The sequence below is a fragment of the Bacillus sp. EKM420B genome, from assembly GCF_011065565.1.
Classification (GTDB): Bacteria; Bacillota; Bacilli; order Bacillales; family Bacillaceae; genus Bacillus; species Bacillus velezensis.
In genome coordinates, this window is the sequence record NZ_JAAMNX010000004.1 from 225466 (window position 1) to 248193 (window position 22728).

Consider the following 22728-nt stretch of genomic DNA (forward strand, 5'->3'; position numbering starts at 1 on the left):
TTTAATTCTCAGAAATACCGCTGCAAAACTGAAACGGCATATTGAACCGAGATAATGTCTTCAAACCTCACGTCATTCTTCATTCGCGGTGGCTTATTCCTGCCCCGGGATTTATTTGACGATTGTTGACTCAGGTGCAGAGAAGGCATATGTCAAGAACACATTTTGAATTACTGGGCACCTTGAATAAAGCCAGCATTCCCATATTCATATGCGAAGAGATCGGTACTGAACGCTGATCATACATTTGAACAAGCTTGCGAGGCTTTGATAAAGAAAGAACAGTCAAGAGACGAACCATTACATACATATAATACTCCTGTGAAAGCGGGGGTGTAGTTTTGGAACCTTACCAACGTTATAAGGAATTAAAGAAGAAAACAATAAAGGTTGTCCATAAAGATAATTACAGTATCCGCTATATAGATCAGGATGAAGCGAGTAATGACTTAGATGAATTTTATAAACAATTTGCTCAGCATTTATTGGAGGCTGCTTTGGAAAGGAGTGCAGAGTAGGCTTCTTTTTTTGATTTGTTTGTGGTAAGTATCTTCATAAACGGCTTTATCGGTACTGATATTAATCACATGCGTCACTTCTTGCAGCAAAGCGGCTTCTGCGACATTTTGTCCGCCGATAAGGTTGGTTTGAATGGCTTCAAAGGGATTATCCTCACATGTCGGAACCTGCTTCAGCGCAGCTGTGTGAAAGACAATATCAACACCTTTCATCACTTGGTTGACTCTTCTGTAGTCACGAACATCGCCGAGCACAAACGACAGTCTTTGTTCATCCGCGTATTTTTGTTTCATCACATATTGTTTGCTGTCATCTTTGCTGAACACAATGACTTCTTTAGGGGTTAAGAGCAAAAGGCGTTTTACTATTTGGCTTCCGATTGATCCTGTTCCGCCTGTGACGAGAACAGTTTTATCGTGAAAAAACGGTTGTAGCTCTACTGCTTGCTGTTTAGGCATGGCTTATCCTCCAACTCTCGTTTCTCTACCATGCATCATATGTTGAACAATTTCAGCGAGTTAATGAAAGAAACCAATAAATCAAAAATTAGAGAAAAACATTAATCTGATGCGCTTTCATATCGCTTTACCCGATTAATAGAATAGAACTTACAAACAAAACAATGTACTAAACATTCATCGAGAATATTTGTCCACGTCAATTTTTTCTCTCCATAAATCCTCACATGCGGACAATCTTCACAAAAACTTAACACTGAACTTCCTATATGTATTTTACAATTAAAGTACATTTTTATAAAAGGAGGAAAGAAAATGAATCATTCAAAAACACTTTTGTTAACCGCGGCAGCCGGATTGATGCTCACATGCGGTGCGGTTTCTTCCCAGGCCAAACATAAGCTGTCTGATCCTTATCATTTTACCGTGAATGCGGCGGCGGAAACGGAGCCGGTTGATACAGCCGGTGATGCAGCTGATGATCCTGCGATTTGGCTGGACCCCAAGAATCCTCAGAACAGCAAATTGATCACAACCAATAAAAAATCAGGCTTAGTCGTGTACAGCCTAGAGGGAAAAATGCTTCATTCCTATCATACCGGGAAGCTGAACAATGTTGATATCCGCTATGATTTTCCGTTGAACGGAAAAAAAGTCGATATTGCGGCGGCATCCAATCGGTCTGAAGGAAAGAATACCATTGAGATTTACGCCATTGACGGGAAAAACGGCACATTACAAAACATTACGGATCCAGACCGCCCGATTGCATCAGCAATTGATGAAGTATACGGTTTCAGCTTGTACCACAGTCAAAAAACAGGAAAATATTACGCGATGGTGACAGGGAAAGAAGGCGAATTTGAACAATACGAATTAAATGCGGATAAAAATGGATACATATCCGGCAAAAAGGTAAGGGCGTTTAAAATGAATTCTCAGACAGAAGGAATGGCAGCAGACGATGAATACGGCAGTCTTTATATCGCAGAAGAAGACGAGGCCATCTGGAAGTTCAGCGCTGAGCCGGACGGCGGCAGTAACGGAACGGTTATCGATCGTGCCGACGGCAGGCATTTAACCCCTGATATTGAAGGACTGACGATTTACTACGCTGCTGACGGGAAAGGTTATCTGCTTGCATCAAGCCAGGGTAACAGCAGCTACGCGATTTATGAAAGACAGGGACAGAACAAATATGTTGCGGACTTTCAGATAACAGACGGGCCTGAAACAGACGGCACAAGCGATACAGACGGAATTGACGTTCTGGGTTTCGGGCTGGGGCCTGAATATCCGTTCGGTCTTTTTGTCGCACAGGACGGAGAGAATATAGATCACGGCCAAAAGGCCAATCAAAATTTTAAAATGGTGCCATGGGAAAGAATCGCTGATAAAATCGGCTTTCATCCGCAGGTCAATAAACAGGTTGACCCGAGAAAACTGACTGACAGAAGCGGAAAATAAACATGAAAAAAGCAGCTTATCCAAGCTGCTTTTTGATGTGAAGAGCGTTTCATGAGAAAGTCTTGGAGCGGATAGCCGTAAGCACAGCCGGCAGCCGGTCATACGTATACGCCGGTACTGTCTCTTGATAATTAAGCGCCGCGATTTGTTTACGTTCACCCGGGTTTGTCATATAAAAATGGATCTTATCCGCAAAATCCGCAAACCCGCTGTAAGAAACAAATGATGAAAACGGGGGCGCGGGAGAAAGGTCTGTCAGCTGAAAGGCCTGACAAGCCGCAATGTCTAAGCTTCTCGTATTTAAACTGGTATTTTCGATGCCGCGTCCGTTCTGATTGAGCGCAAACCGATAAGAACGGTGAGGGTTTAAGACCACGTCTGCGCTGTTGTAATATAATGCGGCATGTTCGGGTTCAATCCATTCATCCATTACGAGCACATTTTGCTGCCTGGCGATTTTTTTAGGCAGATGTCTGCGCCATCCCTTCCCGATAATACGAAGCGTATACGGAAGCTTCGCCGCTGCTTTCACCAGTTCAACGCGGTTCGGATACGGGTATCCGATCAGAAGCAGATTTGTGTGAAGAGAGGCTTCAGCAGGTTGTTTCTTAAAAAGCCGCTGATTAACGGGGATCGGGACATAATATACGTGCTGTAAGCCCATTCGCCGGTAAGCATCAAGCGCGTTTTGTTCTATCGTTAAAACGGCATCGGCAAGCGGGGCGATTGTCATGCTCACATCGAAATAAAAAGGATCCTCCGTCATCCATAGATAAACGGGAATCTGTTCTGTCTTCAGCCATTGAAGCCATTCAGACGGAATACGGTCTCCCGTCATCATCAGACTGATGTCTGGTTTGAATGCCCGTATACTGCGGATGGTATCTTCCTCAAACTCAGAAACAGAAAAAAAGCGGACGGAAGACTGTAAAAAGCCTTCCTCGATCCAGCGGTCAAAATACGTGTATATGCCTTTATATCCTGAACGGATATATAAAACGTTCATATGCTGTTACGAAGTGAACGTGACACTTTCAACTTTGTCGACGTCAAGCAATGTTGTAGCAGAGCCTGCCGGCGTAACGGAATTTTCCTGCGTAACAAAAACGATTCCGTGAATTTCGTCAAAGGCAACAAATTGAACCGGGCCGATCATGTCTCCTGAATCCATCACAATGCTGATGACAGTGCCGGGCTGAATTCTTGCAAAAATCCATCTCGCCGCTAATGAAATACCGCTTCCCAATACAGATTGTGCGCTGAGACTGTCTTTCGCCGCTGCTTCATCTACTTTTGCATCAATTGCCGATTCCAATAATTCTTTTACGCTGTTTTTCACGTTATCTCCTCCATCTGTGCCGCCAGATAAAGCGCTGTTGTCAAATACAGGGGCTAAAAGAGTTTTCAATAAGTTCTTTTTAAGCTCCAAACGATCCTCGCTCATGCGGACATACACCTCCTTTAACAATTTCAACCTCACGTTTATTCATATTCCTGATTGAAGAGATTGGTATAAGTCGAATGCCGTTTTGCTTGTGTTTTTTTCAATATTTAATCAAACAGCTGAATTTTCGAATCAGGCTTTGTTTGCCTATGCGGATTGTAAGAGTATGACATACGTTGTATAGATTAAAAAAATGAAGGAGAGGAATATTTTGGATTCAGGAGAAACTGTAAAACACGGGGGTTTTGAGGAGGAATTTCAGCTCGTACTGCTTCTTCTTCTTTTGTTATCTCATCAGCCGTCCGGAGATCATTCAGATTTGCGGCGTCAGCTTGTAATGGCAAAAGAGCTTGGGGTTCCTGTATCGCGCGTCAATCTGATTAACGGCAGCACACTGCAGAACGTAATTGTCAAAGAAGTGCTGTCAGATTTGGCCGTTTTTCAAAATCCGCTCAATAATACGAGATCAAACGTCGCAATTTCAAGCATCGTCAGCTGGGGTGCTTTTTAATAACGATATCAGGCTCTGTCTCTTTCGGAGCCGTTTTTTACGTTTTACAGAAGGGGTGATGGGATGGAAAAGAAGATCTCAATTATCTTAACGAGTTACAACAAACCGGATCTTGTGAAACAGGCGATTGAAAGTGTTTTGCATCAGACCTACAGCAATTGGGAGCTGTTTGTGATGGATGATCATTCAAATGAAGAAACCTCGGCTGCCATCAGTACGTATATAAAAGATCCTCGCATATATTATGACAACAGTTTTATCAATCCAGCCGAACGGCTGAAGTCGACCCGGTATGCCGTTTTGATTAATGATGCGCTTTCACGGGCCGAAGGCGAATACATCACTTATTTGACAGACGACACCGTATTTCATCCGAATAGGCTCAGCCGCATGGCGGAAGCGCTTAATCAATGCAGCGAGTTTGATGCCGTCTATTCCAGCCAGAAGGTGATACATGTAAACGGGCGCGGAACAGAACAATTCCACTTTTATCGTTTTGCTGAAGAGGTGCTTGATCAGGCCGCTTTTCTCGTTGATCACTGTTCAGTGATGCACCGGAGATCATTGCTTGAGCGTGTGAAAGAGAAGTTCGGCAGCTTTTGGGACGAAGATGTTATCCATTGGAATCACGGAGACTCTGTTTTTTGGAGCAGGCTCAACACATTTACATCATTTCTGCCGATAAAAGAAGTGTTGGATACGACCTATAAAACACCCCACTCATTTCAGAACACGTATCAATCGCTTCCGTCTGTCCTGATCGACGGATCCTTTGTAAAGGGGACGGATCAGAAAGTATATCAGCTTGACCGAAATAAAAGGAAGCCTGTAAACGAGCGCTGGTATATGTTATATGAAGGCCGAACCGTCGTCATTCCGGATCCGTTTTTATTTCAATATGAGGAAGAGGACTCCGCCAGTATTCCGAATTTTCAGCTCGTCAGGGATCAGTTTCATGTTTATTTTATAGAAGACGGGGAGAAAAGGCTGGTTGATCATAGCGCATTTCGCTTTTACCGATTTAAACGGCATGACATTCCGGCTTTAGAACGGGCCGAAATACAATCGCTTCCGGACGGTCCGCCGATCAGCCGGGGGGCAGCGGGCTGTATTCAACATCTGCCCGGGAGAATGCTGTTTCGCATTGAACGGAAATTTTATGTTTATTTGAGAGGGGTTCTCCATCCGATCAGTCATGACGTAGCGAAACGCTTTTTTGCGAATCAGAAGGCGATACCCATTTCCTTTCAGCAAATTAAACAATTACCAATTGGAATGCCGTTCTATCCGGTGTACGATGAAATTATAAGAAATCTCAATATAACAAAAGGTTGAGAGATGCAGTCGGATGTGTAAGGAAAAGGAGAGCTTTTATGACCGATCAATTTGATAAAACCGAGAAGCAGTATATAGAGCTTACTTCCGGCATTCAGAGGTTCGAGCATTTCAGTGTATATACGGACCCTTTTTTGCCGCAGATTTTTTCGCATAACTTTGTTCAGCTGCACCGTACATTTCCGTTAGACAAACTGCTGCCGTTTTTTTCGTCCGTTCCGGGCATGCTTCAAGCCAATTATATTCATGTGAAAGCGTCTCCGGAGCACGCATTTCCGCTTCTTCTGAAACAAACTCTGGTAAAGCAGGGCTGCGTAGTGGAAGATGAGCTGTTTTTTGCAAGGAAACTGGCAAATGGGGACCTGCAGGCAGGACACCCGCTCACTGCTTGGGGGACGGAAAAAAGCCTCGCCGACGGGTCGTCTATTATGAACATCTATGATGCCCTTTACATTGGCGAGGCGGCGGCCGAACAAAAGCTTGAGCGGAAATATCCTTTGTATAAGGACGGAACGGTTATGCTTGTCGTGTGCTACAGCGACGCCTCGCAAACGATTCCGATCGGCTGCGGAGAGCTTTTCATCAACAAAGCAGATAAAACCGCAAAAATAGAAGAAGTCGCAATTCTGGATCAATTCCAACGAAAAGGCTACGGATCGATATTGATGAATGAGCTGATGGCGGCGGCAAAGCTGAACGGCATGGAAACCGTATACCTTGTGACGTCCGGGATGGACGGTGTAAACCGCTTTTATGAAAAACTCGGTTTCAAAAGATTTCGGCGCGTGCATACAATTTTTCATTATTTTCTTACATAGTTGGGCATTCGCATAAACCAATTGGGAGTTGGCCCGCATACAATGCCGTATATCGTAAGAAGAAAGGATGATTTGCGTATGTACGGATACGGATATGGCTACGGTTGCGGCAGTTTTGGCTATGGTTACGGGCACGGCGGCTGCGGAGGCGGAACCAGCACTTTTGTGCTGATCGTTGTATTGTTTATTTTATTAATCATCGTCGGTGCGGCTTTTATTTGTTAGACTGAAAAAAATCCTATAATGAAAATCAGCCTGCAGAGAACATCACTTTCTGCAGGCTTTTTGTTATTTCCATGCTGAAAAATCAGCTTGAAAAACATTTTAATACATATTGCCTTTCTGGAGAAGGGGGAGAAAATGTGAACATAACGATTGAAGAATTACCCGAATCCGGAATTGCTTATTTCCGAAACGTCGGAGAGTATGGCGGAAAGCAAAACAAAGAACTGATGGAGTCATTTAAAAACTGGGCGCAATTGAATGGCCTGCTTGATCATTCTGTCATTTTAGGAATTCCGCAAAATCATCCGAATCGTATTCCTAAAGAGAAATGCCGCTATGATGTTTGTCTTGTTACCAATCAAGACCATGTGCCTGAACCAGCCCGGATCGGTACATTTTCCGGAGGGAAGTACGCTGTTTTCTTGCTTGATCATACAAAAGAGGCAGTCAGCGGATTTTGGAACACTGTTTTTTCTGAGATCGAAAAAAAAAATTTATCAATCAGAGAACAGCCCATTATCGAAAGGTATACTTTCCAAAAGGTGAATCATCATTTGTGTGAAATATTGATTCCCATACAGTAAAGAAGACGGGAATTTTCCGCCTTCTGCTTATACTGATTCAGATCAAAAATGATGTGATGATGAGCTGAGCAGATAAATAGCAGAACCGAAGAAAGAATAAAATCAACAGTAGTAATAGAATTTCCAGAACGCTCTTCAGGCTGTCGGGACATCTCCGGCAGCCTGTTTTACAGAAAGGTATTTTCTGCAAAAAACTTTTTGAAGGAAAGAATGCGGTTATTCATCTGTTCATACAATGAAGCAAATGGGTTTTCGAGGTGGAAAGATATGGGGAGCTATTTAATCAAACCGGAGCTTGACGCAAATTATCCGTCAGTCAGTCATGGAAAGGGATCATATGTGTATGATCAGGAGGGGAACAAGTATCTTGACGGAGCATCGGGGGCGGTCACTTGCAATATCGGTCACGGCACGGAGGATATTATACAAGCTTTAAAAGAGCAGCTTGACTCTGTTTCGTTTGTGTATCGCTCGCAATTCACCAGTACTCCGGCAGAAGAACTGGCTTTATTTCTGGCCGATCATCTGCCGGGCGGGCTGAATTGGTCATTTTTTGTAAACAGCGGCTCAGAGGCAGTCGAAACAGCGATGAAAATAGCCGTTCAATATTGGCAGGAAAAAGGGCAATACCAAAAATCCGTCTTTCTATCAAGATGGGGCAGTTACCACGGCATTACTTTGGGAGCGCTTTCATTATCGGGGTTCTACGAACGGAGATACCGCTTCACCCAGCTGCTTGAACGGTTTCCGGCCGTTTCAGCGCCTAATATGTATCGTTCAGAGCTGCAGGGAGAGGAATTTGTGAAAGCTGCGGCGGCTGAACTGGAAACGGCTGTTCAGCGGATCGGTTCCTCATTTATCGCGGGTTTTGTCGCAGAGCCGATTGTCGGAGCAGCCGGGGCGGCCATCACTCCGCCGGCAGGTTATTATGAAGCGCTTGAGGTTGTCTGCCGCAGGCACGGTATTTTGTTTATTGCAGATGAAGTCATGACGGGGCTCGGGAGAACAGGGCGGATGCTTGCTTCTGAGCATTGGGGGATCGCCCCTGATATCGCGGTGCTCGGAAAAGGGTTAGGCGCCGGTTACGCTCCGATTGCGGCAGCTGTTGCGTCTGATGACATCATTGAAACGATCAAGCGGGGCTCCGGGGTCATTATGAGCGGACATACGTACAGTGCCAACCCATACTGTGCAAGAGCGGCGCTTGAAGTGCTTCGCTATGTCAAGAAACACGAGCTGCTTCGGCAGTCAGAGGAAAAAGGCGTAATGCTGAAGCGGAAATTAGAAGAAATCAAAGACCGCAGCGGGGTGATCGGGGATGTCCGCGGTAAAGGCCTCCTGATCGGGGTTGAATTCGTTAAGGATAAAACGACGAAGGACGTTTTTTCGAAAAAACAGGCCTTCACCGAAAAAATCATTAAAGCGGCAAAAAAACGGGGCCTGCTTATTTACCCAGCAAAGCCCGGTATAGACAGCGGAGAAGGAGACGCCGTCATCATCGCCCCGCCATTCACGATTTCATATGCTGAGCTGGATGAGCTGTCGAATCTATTTTCCCAGTCCGCAGAAGAAGCTGAAAAAATGATGAAGAAGGATTGAGCTGATATGTCTATTTTTCATAAAAAAATCGATATTCATGAAGCAATTGCCGATGTCAAGGACGAATCTGTCATCATGTTCGGCGGTTTTGGGGGAGTGGGTTCACCTCCGTCATTAATCGAAGCGATTTTGGAGAGCGGCGTTAAAGAGCTGACCGTCATCTGCAATGATGCCGGATTTCCTGAAATCGGCATCGGCCCGCTTATCGTTCATAAGCGGGTGAAAAGGCTGATCGCTTCCCATATCGGCTCAAATCCTGTCGCGGGCAGACAAATGACTGACGGAGCGCTTGAGGTGGAATTTTCGCCGCAAGGGACGCTTGCTGAACGGATTCGCGCAGGAGGAGCGGGGCTAGGCGGTATTTTAACTGATATCGGCATTGATAACGCAACCGTTTGTGAAAACAAAGAAACCGTAACGATTGACGGAAAGTCCTATTTAGTTGAAAAAGCGTTGACGGCTGATTTCGCTTTTGTGTCCGCACATACTGCTGATGAATTCGGGAATCTGACGTTTGACAAAACGGCGCGCAACATGAACCCGCTGATGGCTGCTGCGGCCGAAAGAACATTTGCTGAGGCGGCAGAGATTGTGCCTGCCGGCGAACTTGACAGCGAGCATATTGTAACGCCGGGCGTTTTCGTAGAGGGTGTCGTGCAAAGTGAAGGAGTGAAGTGGAGATGGGCTTGGGAATAGCGGAAAGAGAGAGTATCGCGAGGCGGGCCGCCAGTGAAATTACCTCAGGTATGATTGTCAACCTGGGGATCGGCATTCCTTCTTTAGTGCCGAACTTTCTGCCGGCCGGCATGGAGGTAATGCTGCAGGCGGAAAACGGCGTCCTCGGGATCGGCGGTAGTCCGGAGCGCGGAGAGGAGGATGAGCTTTTATGCAATGCGGCCGGATTTCCTGTCAGTACAGTTAAGGGTGCTTCCTATTTTGATTCAGCTCTGTCTTTTGCCATGATCAGAAAAGGGCTGATAGATATTACCATTTTAGGCGCGCTCCAAGTCAGCAGGACAGGTGATCTCGCCAATTGGCTCGTGCCGGGGAAAAAAGTGCCCGGAATGGGCGGGGCGATGGAGCTTGCCCAAGGCGCGAAAAAAGTGGTTGTCGTCATGAGCCACACCGATCAGAAAGGCCGGCCGAAGCTGGTCGAAAGCTGTTCATTGCCGCTTACAGCAGCGGGCTGTGCAGATCTCATCATTACAGAGAAAGCCGTCATCAGCATAGATGAGGGAGCTTTTGTTCTTGAGGAACTGCTGAATGGCACGACCATAGACGATGTCATTCAAACAACGGATGCCGAAATCAGATTGGGAGAATGTTTTCTTAAAAGGGGGTCTGTCCATGGATCAATTAGAAAAGAAAGTCACTGAGTGGGCGGAAGAAAACACAGCAAAAGCGGTAAGCCTGCTGAAACGGCTGATCGGGGAAAAAAGCACGTTCGGCCATGAATTTAACGCACAGGCAGTCGTTTTAGAAAAACTGAGACAGTTTGACATGGATATTGATGTCTGGGAGCCGAGTGTCAAACAATTGAAAGAGCATCCTTATTTTGTATCGGAACGCGAAGACTTCCATGAAAGCCCGAATATCACAGCCGTAAAGAAAGGGGCCGGGGGCGGAAGATCACTGATACTGAACGGACATATTGATGTTGTCCCGGAAGGAAATCCCGCCGCATGGACGTATGAACCGTTTACAGCTGTTGAAAAGGACGGCAAAGTTTACGGACGCGGTTCAACGGATATGAAAGGCGGCAATACAGCCCTCTTGTTTGCGTTAGAAGCGCTTGAAGCCTGCGGGATTACGTTAAAAGGAGATGTTCTGTTTCAAAGTGTCGTAGATGAAGAGTGCGGCGGCGCGGGAACACTGGCGGCTGTTATGAGGGGCTACAAGGCTGACGGGGCGCTTATTCCCGAACCGACTAATTTAAAGCTGTTTGTTAAGCAGCAAGGATCCATGTGGTTCCGCATTACGGTAAGAGGATTGTCCGCACACGGCGGCACCCGCTATGAAGGGGTGAGCGCCATTGAAAAAAGCCTGCATGTCATCACAGCCCTTAAAGAGCTTGAACACGTCCGCAACGCCCGTATCACAGACCCGCTTTATCGGGACATTCCGATTCCGGTTCCCATTAATATCGGCACCGTCCAAGGGGGAACGTGGCCATCATCGGTAGCTGACCGTGTGGTGATAGAAGGCAGGTGCGGAATAGCGCCGGATGAAACGCCCGAAGCAGTAAAAGAAGAGCTGGCAAGCTGGCTGAAAGATTTGGAGTACCGGGATGAATGGTTTAAACACCACCCCGCGGAAATAGAATGGTTTGGAGCTCAGTGGCTTCCGAATGATCTCCCGGATGAGCATCCGCTGATTTCCGCTCTGGAATCTTCTTTTGAGAAAATGAAAGGGGCAAAACCAGTTCGTGAAGCGTCCCCGTGGGGAACGGACGGAGGGCTTTTGCAGCACGCGGGACAGACACCGGTCATCGTCTTCGGTCCGGGAGAAGTCAAGGCGGCGCATCAGGCGAATGAATACATTGAAGTCCGGGCGTTAATCGATGCCGTCAAAATCATTTCTCTTTTTATCATGGAATGGTGCGGGGTCGCAGATGGGGGTGACGGAGCTGATAAAGGAACTGAGGGCTGAAAGCGGAGCGGCCGAGATTGATGCAGACCGTTTCAATGAGCGGCTCAGAGTCATTCGTTATGACGGACAGATCACGGCGCTTATACCGGCCGTTTTGGCAGAAGCAAAGCAAGAAGGAGCCCAAAAGGTGATTTTCTTTGCCAAGCGCGGCGATGAGCCGGAATTTGTCAAGCATCTTTTTATTGTTGAGGGTGTCATAGACGGGTATTACAACGGGCATGAGGCTGTTGTGATGGTGCGCTATTTATCAGAGGAACGGAGACGGTCAGATTCATATGTATCAGAAGATTCGACTGTTGACTGTTTATATGAGACACCGCGGCGGGGACTGACTCAAACAGAAAGCACGCTGATGTTCAGAAAAGCGGACGAAGATGATGCAGACTGCTTATCGCACTTATATAAACATGTTTTTCTTACCTATCCGACTCCTGTCTTTAATCCCCTTTATATTAAAAAAACAATGAAAGAAAACACCATCTATTATGCCGCATTCGATCAGGATCGTCTCATTGGGGCGGCAAGCGCAGATATCAATCCGGTATTGGGGCACGCTGAAATGACCGATTGCGCGGTTCTGTCAGGTTACAGGGGGAACTCCGTAACGGCACACTTGTTTAAAGCGTTGGAGCAGGAACTCGCTGGCCGGGGAATCATTCATCTTTTTTCCTTGGCCCGTGCAGCGTCTTACGGGATGAACGCCGTTTTGTATCATGCGGGATACGGCTACAGAGGCAGGCTTGTGAACAACTGCCGCATTTCAGAAGGGCTCGAAAATATGAATATATGGTGCAAGACTTTACGTTTGGCCATTCATAAGGAGGAATTCGTTTGACAAACCAATGGTTTCAGCCGAAGCGTCATTGGAAGGAGATTGAATTGTGGAAAGATGTGCCGGAAGACAAGTGGAATGATTGGCTGTGGCAGCTCACCCATACTGTAAGAACCGTCGATGACCTGAAAAAAGTCATTCATTTGACCGAAGAGGAAGAAGAAGGCGTCAGGATGTCTGTAAAAACCATTCCCCTGAACATTACGCCTTATTATGCTTCTTTAATGGATCCCGATAACCCGAGATGTCCGATCCGCATGCAGTCCGTGCCGCTGTCAGAAGAAATGCACAAAACGAAATATGACCTTGAAGATCCGCTGTTTGAAGATGAAGATTCACCGGTTCCCGGTCTTACGCACCGCTATCCCGACCGCGTTCTTTTTCTGGTGACAAATCAATGCTCGATGTATTGCCGATACTGCACCAGAAGGCGTTTTTCCGGACAGATCGGAATGGGGGTGCCGAAAAAACAGCTCGATGCGGCAATCGCGTACATCCGGGAAACGCCGGAAATCCGTGACTGCCTGATTTCCGGCGGAGACGGGCTTTTAATCAACGATCAGATTCTGGAATATATTTTGAAAAACCTGCGTGACATTCCCCACCTTGAAATTATCAGGATCGGAACGAGAGCGCCCGTCGTATTTCCGCAGCGGATAACGGATAACCTTTGTCAGATTTTGAAAAAATATCATCCGGTCTGGCTGAACACTCATTTTAATACGAGCATCGAACTGACGGAAGAATCGGTTGCGGCGTGTGAAAAGCTCGTTAACGCAGGTGTTCCGGTCGGTAACCAGGCCGTTATTTTAGCAGGCATTAACGATTCGGTGCCGATTATGAAAAAACTCATGCATGATTTAGTGAAAATCCGCGTGCGTCCGTACTATATTTATCAATGTGATTTGTCAGAGGGAATCGGCCATTTCAGAGCGCCTGTGTCAAAAGGGCTGGAAATCATTGAAGGACTGAGAGGCCACACAACGGGCTTTGCCGTGCCGACCTTTGTCGTCGACGCCCCGGGCGGAGGCGGTAAAATCGCCCTGCAGCCGAACTACTTGCTCTCCCAAAGTCCGGAGAAAGTAGTGATCAGAAACTTCGAAGGGGTGATTACATCTTATCCCGAGCCGGAAAACTATATCCCGAATCAAGCCGATGACTATTTTGAATCTGTTTTTCCGGGAACAATGGCCAAACGCGAGCCGGTCGGACTGAGCGCCATTTTCGCGGACAAAGAGGTTTCGTTCACACCGGAAAATGTATCGAGGATTGACAGGAGGAAAACGTTTACATCAAACCCTGATCATGAAACGCTGAAAGACCGGAGGGAAAAGAGAGATGAATTAAAAGAAAAGAAATTTATTGCACAGCAAAAGAAAGAGCAAAAAGCAGGATCGGAAGTCGGAGGTGAATCGCCGTGAAGCCATGCGAGTGGTGCGGCAATCAGAAGGCGTCAGCTTGTCAGGCGGCTGTGTACTGGGAGCTTCCTGACGGTACGAGGGCCATAGAAATTACAGAAACACCCGCATTCGCCTGTTCCTCCTGCGGCATGACGTATCAGGAGGAAGCGGTCATAGCGGAAATCGAAAATCAGCTTTTTTTAGTCAATGCAAAAAAATTACCGGAAACACTCACATATCAAGAGCTGATGGGGACAGAACGGATCTTGAAACGGAATTATTTTGACTTCTCCTAATCTTCTTTTGTTGTAATTTCACACTTGAATTGTATAATAGTACAACAAAAGACAGTCATCAGGAGGGGAAACCCATGAAATCCTTTTATCACTATTTGATGAAATACAGGCATCCCAAACCGCAGGACGCAATCAGCCGGTTTGCGAATCAGGCATACGAAGATCACGGCTTTCCGAAAACGTCAAGCGATTATCACGAGCTCAGTTCTTATTTAGAACTGAGCGCCGACTATTTAGAAACGATGGCGACATTTGATGAAGCTTGGGAAAAATATGAGACCGAGGTGCATCACGCCTGACGAAAAACCGCACATTGTGCGGTTTTTTTCTGTTGAAATCACTCGCTTATGAGGTGCCGTATGATCAAATCCCCAATGCCTTCCATTTTGATCAGCACGTAAACAAATCTTCCTGACGGCACGGATCATAAGTCAGCAGAATGTATAGCTGCAGAGTTCACCGGATCAGGCCTGCTGCCGGAGGGGTCCCGTGTAAGGAGCTCTTTTCACGGAGAAATCATCAAACATTTAAATGAAGTGAGAGGAATCAAATGATCTATGGTGAGGCACTGACGTTTGGACGGAAAAGGGAATTTTATGTGACAAGGTTGAAGCGGATTGAAATTGTGGCTTCATTGAAAGCCGAAACGAGTTTGGTTCTTCATGATAAACAAGCCATTGCAGATATGCAGCCGGAATTGGATCTCCATACATCTTCGATGATGTGTTTCACGGCAAATTTTGAACATCACGGCGATGATATTGTCAACATGCCTTCGGGCCGGGTATTTATCTTTGCGTCATGGAGAAATAAACAAAAACTCATTCAAAACAGGCGCTTTTTGTCTCGTCATTGTTACTGCTCATTCGCTCGAGAGCGCAATGCCATCAGACGCTTCTGTTACGGTAAGTGAAAAAACGCACAAGCATGTTGCGGTTTTTGACATTTTGAACAGGTGCAGAAATAGATATTTCCTGTGGTTTTCATGCCCATGCGAAATGATGGCGGCCGGCATACGATAGCGTATGACAGTCCGCGGCAAGGGGGAGACAGCATGAAGCCAGATAAACCGAAATTTCAAGTGGGAGACATCGTGGTCGTCGTGATGTACGGAACCGTCGGCACCATTACGAAGGTTCATCAAATTGATAAACATTATCTTTATGAAGTCAATCATAATGAAGTGCTTTATTTTGAATCGTCCATCCAGCTTTATAAAGATTATGAGGGCGTGATCGTCGATATGGAAAAATTAGATATTGAATATGAATTTCTGATCGGCGATGTCGTATATGTAAAGGACTACGGAAAGGAATTATTCCGAGTTATCGGTCACAGAACTGAAATATGGAGATATTTAGAGGATGGCTGGGAGGATATTATTTATGAGCTGACTCGGCTGAAAGACGGAGAGTGGCTTGAAACGGAGGAAGAGGATCTCACGCTGGTTCTGAGAAAATATGAAATGGATCAGTTTGTGCATCAGCTGCTGTTTGTCCACTATGTTGGGGAAGCATCTCATGAGATCGGCGAGGATACCGTCGCGTCTGCTCTTCTTCAGTTTGAAGGCGATGCTGATGATCCCGATGCCCTGCATGTGCTGGCGGTATCGATTGTAGATGAGCTGCTTGATATTTATAACGATTATAAGATTCTTTATCATTTGTTCGGTGACGAAGAATATAAAGATATGATGAATTTTGTGCTGGAAAGCCTGCGGGAGCATTTCAGCTAGCCGGCAAAAAAACGGACGGTGACATATAAAAACCAGGGCAGACAGCCGGCAAAGATGACAAACGACATTCCTTTCAGCACTTTTTCCAATACGATATCAAATCCATCTCCGTCCAATAAAGCCATCATTTTCGTCATCATCTTTTCTCCCTCCGGGGCTTGTTTTTAAAAGTATATGAGCGGACAAAACGTTTAGAACTTTCGGGTATAATTTGAACGGTTTTTTCATAAAACATAAAAAAGGAGGCGGTGTTTGCATGAAAGAAATAGATCTTGTGATTGACACAGAAGAAATAGCTGATTATTTTTACAGTCAGCTTGCTATGCGCGGGTACATACCGAGTGAAGAGGAAATCTTCGAAATAGCCGACATCACCTTTGATTATTTATTAGAAAAATGTATGATAGACGAAGAGCTTGATGAAGACTGAAACTGCGGAACCGAAGTGAAAAAGCTTCGGTTTTTTCAATCAGCTCGGGAGAATGAAACATGGGGGGAAAACGTTGTACAAGCCAGCAAGTCTTTTCACATTGTTTATTCTGCTCGCAGCAGCGATCCGGATAGAAGCCGTCCGGGCTTTTGATGAGCGTGTGATAGAAGCGGCTGTCAGGATCAGGTCTGTCTGGCTGAATGAATTGATGTTATGGATAACGGAGCTCGGCACGACCGCGGTGCTTTTGCCGCTTCTTCTTTTGACAGGCGCAGCTCTGTATATGTACAAAAAAACGCCGGATGTTGTTTTTTTGCCGCTTCTCTTTCTCATTGAACGGATTGTAAACATAAAAATAAAAGAATTGATTGAAAGAGCCAGACCCGCTTTTGAACCGCTCGTCCATGAAACCTCATACAGTTTTCCGAGCGGCCACTCCATGAATTCGGCAGTGATGTATCCCGTCATCGCTTACTTTTTGATCAAGCATGTTCCGTTTTTCACGAAAAGAAAGAGGGCCGTCACCGTCTTTACCGGAGTTCTCGTCATTCTGATCGGATTCAGCAGAATTTATTTGGGCGCGCATTTTCCGACGGATGTCCTTGCCGGATTCAGTCTCGGACTTTGCCTCGTTTCGCTTTTTGCGCTCTTTGACGAAAAGTATCATCCGTTTCGACAAAAATAGAGACAGGAAAAATGAGAAAAAACGCTAATACTATTAAGAAATAAGAGGGAGGGATCTTGATGCTGTTATCGCTGCCCGTGTTTAAAAAAAAGACTTGTGCCTATGATGTGACGATTTTTCAAACACCCCGCTACGGCGAGAAAAAGGGATACAGGGTCGTCTATCGGACAGAGCTGGCCGCTGACAATCATCAAGACGCACTGGAAAGGGCATTTTCTGTTTTTAATGTGCCTGATACGGTCCCAAACGACTATCAAGCCAGATTCATAGCGACCGGAGACGTCATACTCATAGACGAAGGAAGAAAAGGAAAGACCTATTACAGGCTTAACCCTGCGGGATGGAGCAAAATTAACCGGCTGCTCGTCCAGCCGAGGTAAGACGGGGCCGGCTGAAGATTCAGCCGGCTTCCGTATTGTCTGGGAAAGACAGTGTTAAGGCTTCCGTTTAGCGGCGGAATGCTCTTTTCCATGCGCTTCATCAGCTGCAATGACGTCTGAAACGGGTACGTGATTGTTCTTTTTCTGGCCGGTCACCCGGTTGCGCTGTTTTTTGCCCATTATGTTCACTCCTTTTTCTTTAGGCTGTCATCCCGCATATTCTGCCCAAGATCACCCTGATCATGCTGATGATTGTCTCTTACCGTTATTCAGTGTACAATGGGTGGGAGTTTGAATAGGCAGGAGGAAAAGGAAATGAGTGTACATATAAACGCAGAAAAAGGCCAAATTGCGGATACAGTGCTTTTGCCGGGAGATCCGCTCCGAGCGAAATTTATTGCGGAAACGTATCTTGAAAATGTGGAATGCTATAATGAAGTCAGAGGAATGTACGGATTTACGGGTACATATAACGGCAAAAAAGTATCAGTCCAAGGCACCGGCATGGGTGTTCCGTCTATCTCTATTTATGTGAATGAACTGATTCAAAGCTATGATGTTCAAAACTTAATCAGAGTCGGCTCATGCGGAGCCATCCGTAATGACGTGAAGGTGCGTGACGTGATTTTGGCGATGACGTCTTCAACGGATTCACAGATGAACCGTGTCGCCTTCGGCAGTGTAGATTATGCTCCTTGCGCAGACTTCGAACTGCTTCATAAAGCGTACCAGGAAGCGCAAAAAAACAATCTTCCCGTAGCGGTCGGAAGCGTCTTCACCGCCGATCAGTTTTACAATGAAGACTCCCAAATCGAAAAGCTTGCCAGATACGGCGTCCTCGGCGTAGAGATGGAAACGACTGCTTTATATACGCTTGCCGCTAAATACGGCAAAAAAGCGCTGTCTATCCTGACTGTAAGCGATCACGTATTAACGGGAGAAGAAACAACGGCAGAAGAGCGTCAAACGACTTTTCATGATATGATTAAACTGGCGCTGCATACTGTATCGTAAACTTGAGATGAGGGTTATGCTGATTAAAGCAGCCCTCTTCTTTATGCATCGCCCTGATTCAAAAAAAGAAAGGTAAGGGTAAAATGAAGAAATCCACTAAATGGTTCTCGCTCGCTGCCGCTCTCAGCGTAACCGCAATCGTGGGCACCGGCTGCAGCATTTCAGGCGGCGACAGCCATAAGGACACAAAAACAGCAGCTGAAACAAAACAATCAGATGACACATCAAGCAAAAAAACAACGAAGACAGAAAACAGCGATTTTGTATTGGAGAGCAAATATTTTAATGATATTAAAGAAGTGAACGGGCTTGAGACCATTCAAAACCCGACAAATACACTTGCGCTCGTAAATAAGACATATACGCTGCCGGGAGATTATAAACCGAATGATCTCGTGATCCCGAAAGTCGAATTTTCTTTTACTGAGAAAATCGAGAAACGATATATCCGCAAACCTGTCGCCGATGCTTTGGCGGAACTATTCAGCGCCGGGAAAAAAGAAGGTTATGACCTGGTTGCCGTTTCAGGATACCGCTCTTATGACAGACAGAAAGTTATTTTCGATAATGAAGTCAGTCTGAAAGGTGAAAAAAAGGCGAAAGAAGCCGTCGCATATCCGGGGCAAAGCGAACACCAGACGGGGCTTGCCATGGACATTTCCAGCAAAAGCAACGGATATGAGCTGAATGAAGCGTTCGGAAACACGGCGGACGGCAAATGGGTGAAAGACCATGCGTATGAATACGGCTTTATCATCCGCTATCCTAAAGGCAAAGAAAATGTTACAAAGTATGAGTATGAACCATGGCATTTACGCTATGTAGGCAAAAAAGCGGCAAAAGCCATCCATGACCATCAATTAACGCTTGAAGAATATTTTAATGAAGTAAAGAAAGTGTAATGAGAAGAAGCCCGCTTGAAAAATAGAAAGCGGGCTTTCTTTATTACCAGAAGAGCAGACCTCCAAGCGCAAATCCGGTAATGAAACCAAGGCCGATACCGTAGGCTGCTCCCCAGCCTCCCCAGCCTCCTCCCCAATAACCGAATCCGTACCCTCTGTGACGGCCGCCGACAGGGGTGATATACACTTTGCTGTTAGTCACCCGTACGATTCTTCCGACGTGGACTCTGCCGTTTCGTTCTGTAATTCTTGCTACTTTTCCTTGGTGCTGCCGGCAAAGATGATAATAGTTTTGCATCTTTTCTCCTCCTATCCAACCTATCTTTCTATGTCAGCTTATGATAGAGTGCGGTAAAAAGGTTGGACGAAAACAGGAGGACAATTGCCGTTTTACTTGTAAGCGACAAAAGCGCAGTGTCCCATATATTCACGGTACGTCTGCATAAGCTCGTAATGAGCCGTCAGCGTATCGTAGTGAACCGGCTGAATAACGGGCGATAAATCCATTTCTGTAGTCGGCTCCTGCGCATTGTTTTCACAGACAGCGGGAATGAAATCCGCTTTCTGAAAGCCTTGCTGAAGCAATCTCTGTTTCCATGCCGTTTCATCCTGCAATACGGTAAAACCGTAGAAGTCTTTTATCTGCGTGATGGCGTTTTCCGGCATGGGCTTTTGTAAAGCAGCTTCAATGCCGATCAGCATGCCCCCGGGTTTAAGGACCCGCAGGATTTCAGACAGCGATGAATCAAGATTTGAAAAGGTGAGAACTGATTCGGAAAGAACGGCGGAAAATTGATTTTCAGCAAACGGAAGCCGCTCAAGCTCCGCCAAATAGCCTGGAATGGTTAAGCCTTCAGCGGCAAATCGTTTTGCTGCTTTTTCAAGCATAAGGGGATCCTTATCCACACAGGTGACGGGATACAGCAGGTGGCCGAGATAAGCGGCCGTCTGTCCCGTTCCGCAGCCGGCGTCAAGAATCGGTTCGCCAGGAGGAGGAGCCGCTTTTGTGAGAACGGCTTTGGAAAAAGCGAGCCCGCCCGGGTGAGCCCCTCCGACTCCGAATAAGGACAGCATTTCTAAATATTTGCTCAAAGGCCGAATCCTCCTTTTTTCCTCAGCATATGTTGAGAGAAAAGCATAGGTTTGGGTAAATGGGAAAGAAGGGCGCCTCACGTTTGAAGTTGACGAATGAGCGTTCGTCTATGATAATAATGTAAGAATAAAAAGGTGGTGTTTTCTTGAAGCGGCAATTTAAACTGTTTTTTATTATATTGATCACTGCGGTCGCAGCCTCGGCGCTTACGCTGTTTATCACGGGCAATACGACCATTTTCGGACAAGGCTCGGCTGCTTTGACGAACAGCAAATTTGAGAAATTCAATAAAGCCTATGAGCAGATTAAAAGTGATTACTATCAAAAAACAGATGACAGCAAATTAGTGGACGGAGCGATAAAAGGCATGATCAGTTCCCTGGATGATCCGTATTCTTCTTATATGGATCCTCAGGAAGGAAAGTCGTTTGAAGAAACAATTTCCGCTTCGTTTGAAGGCATCGGCGCACAAGTGGAAGAAAAGGACGGCAGCATCCTGATCGTATCGCCGATTAAAGGGTCACCCGCGGAAAAAGCGGGGGTTAAACCGAATGACCAGATCTTGAAGGTCAACGGCAAAAGCGTTAAAGGCCTTAATGTAAACGAAGCCGTCGCATTAATCCGCGGCAAAAAGGGAACAAACGTCAAGCTTGTGCTGCACAGAGCGGGTGTCGGCGATCTGAACCTGTCGATCAAACGTGACACCATCCCGGTTGAAACGGTGTACTCTGAAATGAAAAAAGGAGACATCGGCGAAATCCAAATCACATCCTTCTCTGAATCGACGGCAAAAGAGCTGAATTCAGCCATTGACAGCCTCGAAAAACAAGGAGCGAAAGGATACATTCTTGATTTAAGGGGCAACCCGGGCGGCCTGATGGATGAAGCTATCAAAATGAGCAACATGTTTATCGATAAAGGGAAAAATATCATGCAGGTCGAATACAAAGACGGCACGAAAGAGGTCATGAAAGCGACGAAAGAGCGCAAAGTGACAAAACCGACAGTCGTCCTCGTCAATGACGGCACCGCGAGCGCCGCGGAAATCATGTCGGCTGCGCTGCATGAATCATCCGGAATTCCGCTGATCGGCGAGAAAACGTTCGGAAAAGGAACCGTGCAGACGGCAAAAGATTACAGCGACGGTTCTACCGTTAAACTGACAATCGCAAAATGGCTGACAGCGGACGGAGAGTGGATTCATAAAAAAGGAATCAAACCGCAATATCAGGTTAAGCTTCCTGAATATGCGAACCTGCCGTATTTAGATGCGAAAAAAACATACAAATACGGGGATTCCGGAACGACTGTCACCAATGCGCAAAAAATGCTGAAAGCGCTGGGGTACAGCGTGAATGTAAACGGCACATATGATAAAGCATTTGAACAAGCAGTCAAACAATTCCAAGCAAAAGAGAAACTGAAACAAACAGGTATTTTAACGGGAGACACAACGGCAAAACTGATGACGGATCTGCAAAAACAGCTTGCGGATAACGATACACAAATGAAAAAAGCCGTTGAAACATTAAATAAGAATATGAAATAGTAAAAAACACCCGATGCGTCGCTCGCGCATGGGGTGTTTTTTGTTTGCGAAAAGCCCGCCTTATGTCGTTTCCTGTTCAAAAAGGTGGCTGTTCGCCTGAATGAAAAACTGTGATTGCTCATAGTGATAGGTGACTTTTGAGAAGTCAAACGGCTGGCCGTTGGTTAAATGAAAAATCGTTTCAACGCAAAGCTTAGGCGCTCCTGTAAACAGACCTAAGTACTCCGCTTCTTCCTCATTTAACATCCCCGCGTACAGATATAAATCTGAAAAACCGCGCTTTAACCCGAGACCTTCTCTAATATAATCAAATATTGATTCTGCCACGATCTCTTTATTCAAATACGTAATAATCGATTTGTTGTAAAATGACTCTTCGATACACAATGTCAGCCCGTCAATATATCGGATTCGCTTGACATAATACACGTCGCCGTCAGGCGGCATATTCAGATTTTGGGCAGCCTCAGGCGTGGGTTTTCTCACTTCAAGCGCTAATAATTTGGAAGTGACATTAAAATCTTCAAGTGATTCTTTAAATCCCTGATTAGAAAGCAGGCTGATATACCCTTTTCTTTTATTCCGTCTGACAAAAATGCCGCTTCCCCTCACTTGAAACACAATCCCCTTTTTTTCTAATAAATCTAAGGACTTGGTGATCGTGCTTTTGCTCACGTTAAACCGGGTCATTAAGGTTTGCAGCACAGGCAGTTTATCCCCTTGCTGCAGCTGATGTTCTTCTATGTATTTTTCAATATCTAACGCAATTTGCTGGTATTTTAACATATACATTCCTCATTCAT

At 45.8% G+C, this 22728-nt stretch carries 31 protein-coding genes; 23 read left to right on the plus strand and 8 right to left on the minus strand.

The annotated features are described in order from the left end of the window. Positions 1-341: 341 nt before the first annotated feature. Positions 342-518: a recombination directionality factor SprB gene (sprB, locus tag G9F48_RS14230; protein ID WP_094247860.1), complete on the plus strand. Its 177-nt coding sequence runs from the start codon at positions 342-344 to the stop codon at positions 516-518. Here the strand turns inward: sprB and G9F48_RS14235 are convergent. Beyond that, the gene (locus G9F48_RS14235) at positions 483-977 is read right to left on the minus strand and encodes an SDR family NAD(P)-dependent oxidoreductase (RefSeq protein ID WP_258570277.1); all 495 of its coding nucleotides are present in this window, start codon (positions 975-977) and stop codon (positions 483-485) included. The genes sprB and G9F48_RS14235 overlap by 36 nt on opposite strands. A gap of 315 nt (positions 978-1292) precedes the next feature. On the opposite strand from G9F48_RS14235, the gene phyC reads away from it, so the two are divergent. Next, a complete protein-coding gene (gene phyC, locus G9F48_RS14240) occupies positions 1293-2444 on the plus strand; it encodes a 3-phytase (RefSeq protein ID WP_114354832.1) in 1152 nt (383 codons plus the stop codon). 49 nt (positions 2445-2493) lie between these two features. Here phyC and G9F48_RS14245 read toward each other — a convergent pair whose 3' ends face one another. Both G9F48_RS14245 and G9F48_RS14250 read right to left on the minus strand, forming a co-directional pair. Then, positions 2494-3450, minus strand: a complete 957-nt coding sequence (locus G9F48_RS14245) for a CgeB family protein (RefSeq protein WP_165409655.1) — start codon at positions 3448-3450, stop codon at positions 2494-2496. 6 nt (positions 3451-3456) lie between these two features. Continuing rightward, entirely contained in the window at positions 3457-3888 is a 432-nt protein-coding gene (locus G9F48_RS14250; protein ID WP_029326144.1) for a hypothetical protein, read from the minus strand. Between the two features lie 211 nt (positions 3889-4099). Here G9F48_RS14250 and cgeC point away from each other — a divergent pair, with 211 nt between their 5' ends. From cgeC to G9F48_RS14325, 15 genes are all read left to right on the plus strand, one after another. Next, on the plus strand, positions 4100-4399 hold the full coding sequence (gene cgeC / locus G9F48_RS14255) for a spore maturation protein CgeC (RefSeq protein ID WP_003153667.1): 300 nt from the start codon (positions 4100-4102) through the stop codon (positions 4397-4399). A 63-nt stretch (positions 4400-4462) separates the two neighbouring features. Then, positions 4463-5734, plus strand: coding sequence for a glycosyltransferase family 2 protein (locus tag G9F48_RS14260; RefSeq protein ID WP_165409656.1), 1272 nt, complete (start codon positions 4463-4465; stop codon positions 5732-5734). A 38-nt stretch (positions 5735-5772) separates the two neighbouring features. Continuing rightward, a complete protein-coding gene (locus G9F48_RS14265) occupies positions 5773-6552 on the plus strand; it encodes a GNAT family N-acetyltransferase (protein ID WP_063636667.1) in 780 nt (259 codons plus the stop codon). 78 nt (positions 6553-6630) lie between these two features. Then, the gene (locus G9F48_RS14270; RefSeq protein WP_014418145.1) at positions 6631-6777 is read left to right on the plus strand and encodes a YjcZ family sporulation protein; all 147 of its coding nucleotides are present in this window, start codon (positions 6631-6633) and stop codon (positions 6775-6777) included. 137 nt (positions 6778-6914) lie between these two features. Further along, complete coding sequence (locus G9F48_RS14275; RefSeq protein WP_165409657.1) at positions 6915-7361, plus strand: AraC family transcriptional regulator; 447 nt, start codon at positions 6915-6917, stop codon at positions 7359-7361. A gap of 267 nt (positions 7362-7628) precedes the next feature. Beyond that, positions 7629-8960: an aspartate aminotransferase family protein gene (locus tag G9F48_RS14280; RefSeq protein WP_156734895.1), complete on the plus strand. Its 1332-nt coding sequence runs from the start codon at positions 7629-7631 to the stop codon at positions 8958-8960. 6 nt (positions 8961-8966) lie between these two features. Then, positions 8967-9656, plus strand: coding sequence for a CoA transferase subunit A (locus G9F48_RS14285; RefSeq protein ID WP_012117777.1), 690 nt, complete (start codon positions 8967-8969; stop codon positions 9654-9656). Next, positions 9641-10336 (plus strand): 3-oxoacid CoA-transferase subunit B, encoded by a 696-nt coding sequence (locus G9F48_RS14290; RefSeq protein ID WP_025852465.1) that lies wholly within the window; start codon positions 9641-9643, stop codon positions 10334-10336. Before G9F48_RS14285 ends, G9F48_RS14290 begins: the two co-directional genes overlap by 16 nt. Next, positions 10308-11609 carry a peptidase gene (locus G9F48_RS14295; protein WP_446697971.1) on the plus strand — a complete coding sequence of 434 codons (1302 nt, stop codon included), beginning with the start codon at positions 10308-10310 and terminating at the stop codon, positions 11607-11609. The genes G9F48_RS14290 and G9F48_RS14295 overlap by 29 nt, the downstream gene beginning before the upstream one ends. After that, entirely contained in the window at positions 11572-12444 is an 873-nt protein-coding gene (ablB, locus tag G9F48_RS14300; RefSeq protein ID WP_165409658.1) for a putative beta-lysine N-acetyltransferase, read from the plus strand. Before G9F48_RS14295 ends, ablB begins: the two co-directional genes overlap by 38 nt. Next, positions 12441-13862: a lysine 2,3-aminomutase gene (kamA, locus tag G9F48_RS14305; protein WP_101562175.1), complete on the plus strand. Its 1422-nt coding sequence runs from the start codon at positions 12441-12443 to the stop codon at positions 13860-13862. Before ablB ends, kamA begins: the two co-directional genes overlap by 4 nt. Further along, positions 13859-14137 (plus strand): YokU family protein, encoded by a 279-nt coding sequence (locus G9F48_RS14310; protein ID WP_053573288.1) that lies wholly within the window; start codon positions 13859-13861, stop codon positions 14135-14137. Before kamA ends, G9F48_RS14310 begins: the two co-directional genes overlap by 4 nt. A gap of 74 nt (positions 14138-14211) precedes the next feature. After that, positions 14212-14436 carry a YozE family protein gene (locus G9F48_RS14315; protein ID WP_003153684.1) on the plus strand — a complete coding sequence of 75 codons (225 nt, stop codon included), beginning with the start codon at positions 14212-14214 and terminating at the stop codon, positions 14434-14436. 251 nt (positions 14437-14687) lie between these two features. Next, complete coding sequence (locus G9F48_RS14320) at positions 14688-15050, plus strand: glyoxalase (protein WP_238785827.1); 363 nt, start codon at positions 14688-14690, stop codon at positions 15048-15050. Positions 15051-15191: 141 nt separating this feature from the next. Next, positions 15192-15872, plus strand: a complete 681-nt coding sequence (locus tag G9F48_RS14325) for a hypothetical protein (RefSeq protein WP_003153690.1) — start codon at positions 15192-15194, stop codon at positions 15870-15872. Here G9F48_RS14325 and G9F48_RS14330 read toward each other — a convergent pair. Beyond that, the gene (locus G9F48_RS14330; RefSeq protein ID WP_012117771.1) at positions 15869-16012 is read right to left on the minus strand and encodes a hypothetical protein; all 144 of its coding nucleotides are present in this window, start codon (positions 16010-16012) and stop codon (positions 15869-15871) included. The two genes, G9F48_RS14325 and G9F48_RS14330, sit on opposite strands and share 4 nt — an antisense overlap. Before the next feature lie 116 nt (positions 16013-16128). Here G9F48_RS14330 and G9F48_RS14335 point away from each other — a divergent pair, with 116 nt between their 5' ends. The 3 genes from G9F48_RS14335 (at position 16129) to G9F48_RS14345 (ending at position 17367) form a co-directional block, all read left to right on the plus strand. Then, positions 16129-16302: a YozD family protein gene (locus G9F48_RS14335; protein ID WP_003153696.1), complete on the plus strand. Its 174-nt coding sequence runs from the start codon at positions 16129-16131 to the stop codon at positions 16300-16302. 73 nt (positions 16303-16375) lie between these two features. Next, a complete protein-coding gene (locus G9F48_RS14340) occupies positions 16376-16987 on the plus strand; it encodes a phosphatase PAP2 family protein (protein ID WP_077722470.1) in 612 nt (203 codons plus the stop codon). Positions 16988-17046: 59 nt separating this feature from the next. Then, positions 17047-17367, plus strand: coding sequence for a YodL domain-containing protein (locus G9F48_RS14345; RefSeq protein ID WP_003153700.1), 321 nt, complete (start codon positions 17047-17049; stop codon positions 17365-17367). Between the two features lie 54 nt (positions 17368-17421). Here G9F48_RS14345 and G9F48_RS14350 read toward each other — a convergent pair whose 3' ends face one another. After that, positions 17422-17547, minus strand: coding sequence for a hypothetical protein (locus G9F48_RS14350; protein ID WP_003153701.1), 126 nt, complete (start codon positions 17545-17547; stop codon positions 17422-17424). A gap of 135 nt (positions 17548-17682) precedes the next feature. Here G9F48_RS14350 and deoD point away from each other — a divergent pair, with 135 nt between their 5' ends. Both deoD and G9F48_RS14360 read left to right on the plus strand, forming a co-directional pair. After that, on the plus strand, positions 17683-18381 hold the full coding sequence (gene deoD / locus G9F48_RS14355; RefSeq protein ID WP_003153702.1) for a purine-nucleoside phosphorylase: 699 nt from the start codon (positions 17683-17685) through the stop codon (positions 18379-18381). 83 nt (positions 18382-18464) lie between these two features. Further along, on the plus strand, positions 18465-19283 hold the full coding sequence (locus G9F48_RS14360) for a M15 family metallopeptidase (protein WP_165409659.1): 819 nt from the start codon (positions 18465-18467) through the stop codon (positions 19281-19283). Positions 19284-19326: 43 nt separating this feature from the next. Here G9F48_RS14360 and G9F48_RS14365 read toward each other — a convergent pair whose 3' ends face one another. Beyond that, complete coding sequence (locus G9F48_RS14365) at positions 19327-19581, minus strand: hypothetical protein (RefSeq protein WP_003153704.1); 255 nt, start codon at positions 19579-19581, stop codon at positions 19327-19329. Between the two features lie 92 nt (positions 19582-19673). Beyond that, entirely contained in the window at positions 19674-20375 is a 702-nt protein-coding gene (locus G9F48_RS14370) for a class I SAM-dependent methyltransferase (RefSeq protein WP_032857922.1), read from the minus strand. A gap of 146 nt (positions 20376-20521) precedes the next feature. Here G9F48_RS14370 and ctpA point away from each other — a divergent pair, with 146 nt between their 5' ends. Beyond that, complete coding sequence (ctpA, locus tag G9F48_RS14375) at positions 20522-21925, plus strand: carboxy-terminal processing protease CtpA (protein WP_015388098.1); 1404 nt, start codon at positions 20522-20524, stop codon at positions 21923-21925. A gap of 60 nt (positions 21926-21985) precedes the next feature. Here the strand turns inward: ctpA and G9F48_RS14380 are convergent, their stop codons facing one another. Continuing rightward, positions 21986-22711 carry a GntR family transcriptional regulator gene (locus G9F48_RS14380; protein ID WP_071391727.1) on the minus strand — a complete coding sequence of 242 codons (726 nt, stop codon included), beginning with the start codon at positions 22709-22711 and terminating at the stop codon, positions 21986-21988. Positions 22712-22728: the final 17 nt, after the last annotated feature.

Excerpts from the sequence above, each read along its gene's own strand:
- G9F48_RS14260 (WP_165409656.1), top strand. The coding sequence starts at position 4,463 with ATGGAAAAGAAGATCTCAATTATCTTAACGAGTTACAACAAACCGGAT.
- G9F48_RS14360 (WP_165409659.1), top strand. The coding sequence starts at position 18,465 with ATGAAGAAATCCACTAAATGGTTCTCGCTCGCTGCCGCTCTCAGCGTA.
- G9F48_RS14235 (WP_258570277.1), bottom strand. The coding sequence starts at position 977 with ATGCCTAAACAGCAAGCAGTAGAGCTACAACCGTTTTTTCACGATAAA.
- G9F48_RS14330 (WP_012117771.1), bottom strand. The coding sequence starts at position 16,012 with ATGATGACGAAAATGATGGCTTTATTGGACGGAGATGGATTTGATATC.
- G9F48_RS14280 (WP_156734895.1), top strand. The coding sequence starts at position 7,629 with ATGGGGAGCTATTTAATCAAACCGGAGCTTGACGCAAATTATCCGTCA.
- deoD (WP_003153702.1), top strand. The coding sequence starts at position 17,683 with ATGAGTGTACATATAAACGCAGAAAAAGGCCAAATTGCGGATACAGTG.
- phyC (WP_114354832.1), top strand. The coding sequence starts at position 1,293 with ATGAATCATTCAAAAACACTTTTGTTAACCGCGGCAGCCGGATTGATG.
- G9F48_RS14295 (WP_446697971.1), top strand. The coding sequence starts at position 10,308 with ATGGATCAATTAGAAAAGAAAGTCACTGAGTGGGCGGAAGAAAACACA.
- ablB (WP_165409658.1), top strand. The coding sequence starts at position 11,572 with ATGGGGGTGACGGAGCTGATAAAGGAACTGAGGGCTGAAAGCGGAGCG.
- G9F48_RS14365 (WP_003153704.1), bottom strand. The coding sequence starts at position 19,581 with ATGCAAAACTATTATCATCTTTGCCGGCAGCACCAAGGAAAAGTAGCA.
- G9F48_RS14285 (WP_012117777.1), top strand. The coding sequence starts at position 8,967 with ATGTCTATTTTTCATAAAAAAATCGATATTCATGAAGCAATTGCCGAT.
- G9F48_RS14380 (WP_071391727.1), bottom strand. The coding sequence starts at position 22,711 with ATGTTAAAATACCAGCAAATTGCGTTAGATATTGAAAAATACATAGAA.
- G9F48_RS14245 (WP_165409655.1), bottom strand. The coding sequence starts at position 3,450 with ATGAACGTTTTATATATCCGTTCAGGATATAAAGGCATATACACGTAT.
- G9F48_RS14335 (WP_003153696.1), top strand. The coding sequence starts at position 16,129 with ATGAAAGAAATAGATCTTGTGATTGACACAGAAGAAATAGCTGATTAT.
- G9F48_RS14270 (WP_014418145.1), top strand. The coding sequence starts at position 6,631 with ATGTACGGATACGGATATGGCTACGGTTGCGGCAGTTTTGGCTATGGT.
- G9F48_RS14265 (WP_063636667.1), top strand. The coding sequence starts at position 5,773 with ATGACCGATCAATTTGATAAAACCGAGAAGCAGTATATAGAGCTTACT.
- G9F48_RS14290 (WP_025852465.1), top strand. The coding sequence starts at position 9,641 with ATGGGCTTGGGAATAGCGGAAAGAGAGAGTATCGCGAGGCGGGCCGCC.
- G9F48_RS14345 (WP_003153700.1), top strand. The coding sequence starts at position 17,047 with ATGCTGTTATCGCTGCCCGTGTTTAAAAAAAAGACTTGTGCCTATGAT.
- G9F48_RS14250 (WP_029326144.1), bottom strand. The coding sequence starts at position 3,888 with ATGAGCGAGGATCGTTTGGAGCTTAAAAAGAACTTATTGAAAACTCTT.
- G9F48_RS14320 (WP_238785827.1), top strand. The coding sequence starts at position 14,688 with ATGATCTATGGTGAGGCACTGACGTTTGGACGGAAAAGGGAATTTTAT.
- G9F48_RS14325 (WP_003153690.1), top strand. The coding sequence starts at position 15,192 with ATGAAGCCAGATAAACCGAAATTTCAAGTGGGAGACATCGTGGTCGTC.
- G9F48_RS14350 (WP_003153701.1), bottom strand. The coding sequence starts at position 17,547 with ATGGGCAAAAAACAGCGCAACCGGGTGACCGGCCAGAAAAAGAACAAT.
- G9F48_RS14315 (WP_003153684.1), top strand. The coding sequence starts at position 14,212 with ATGAAATCCTTTTATCACTATTTGATGAAATACAGGCATCCCAAACCG.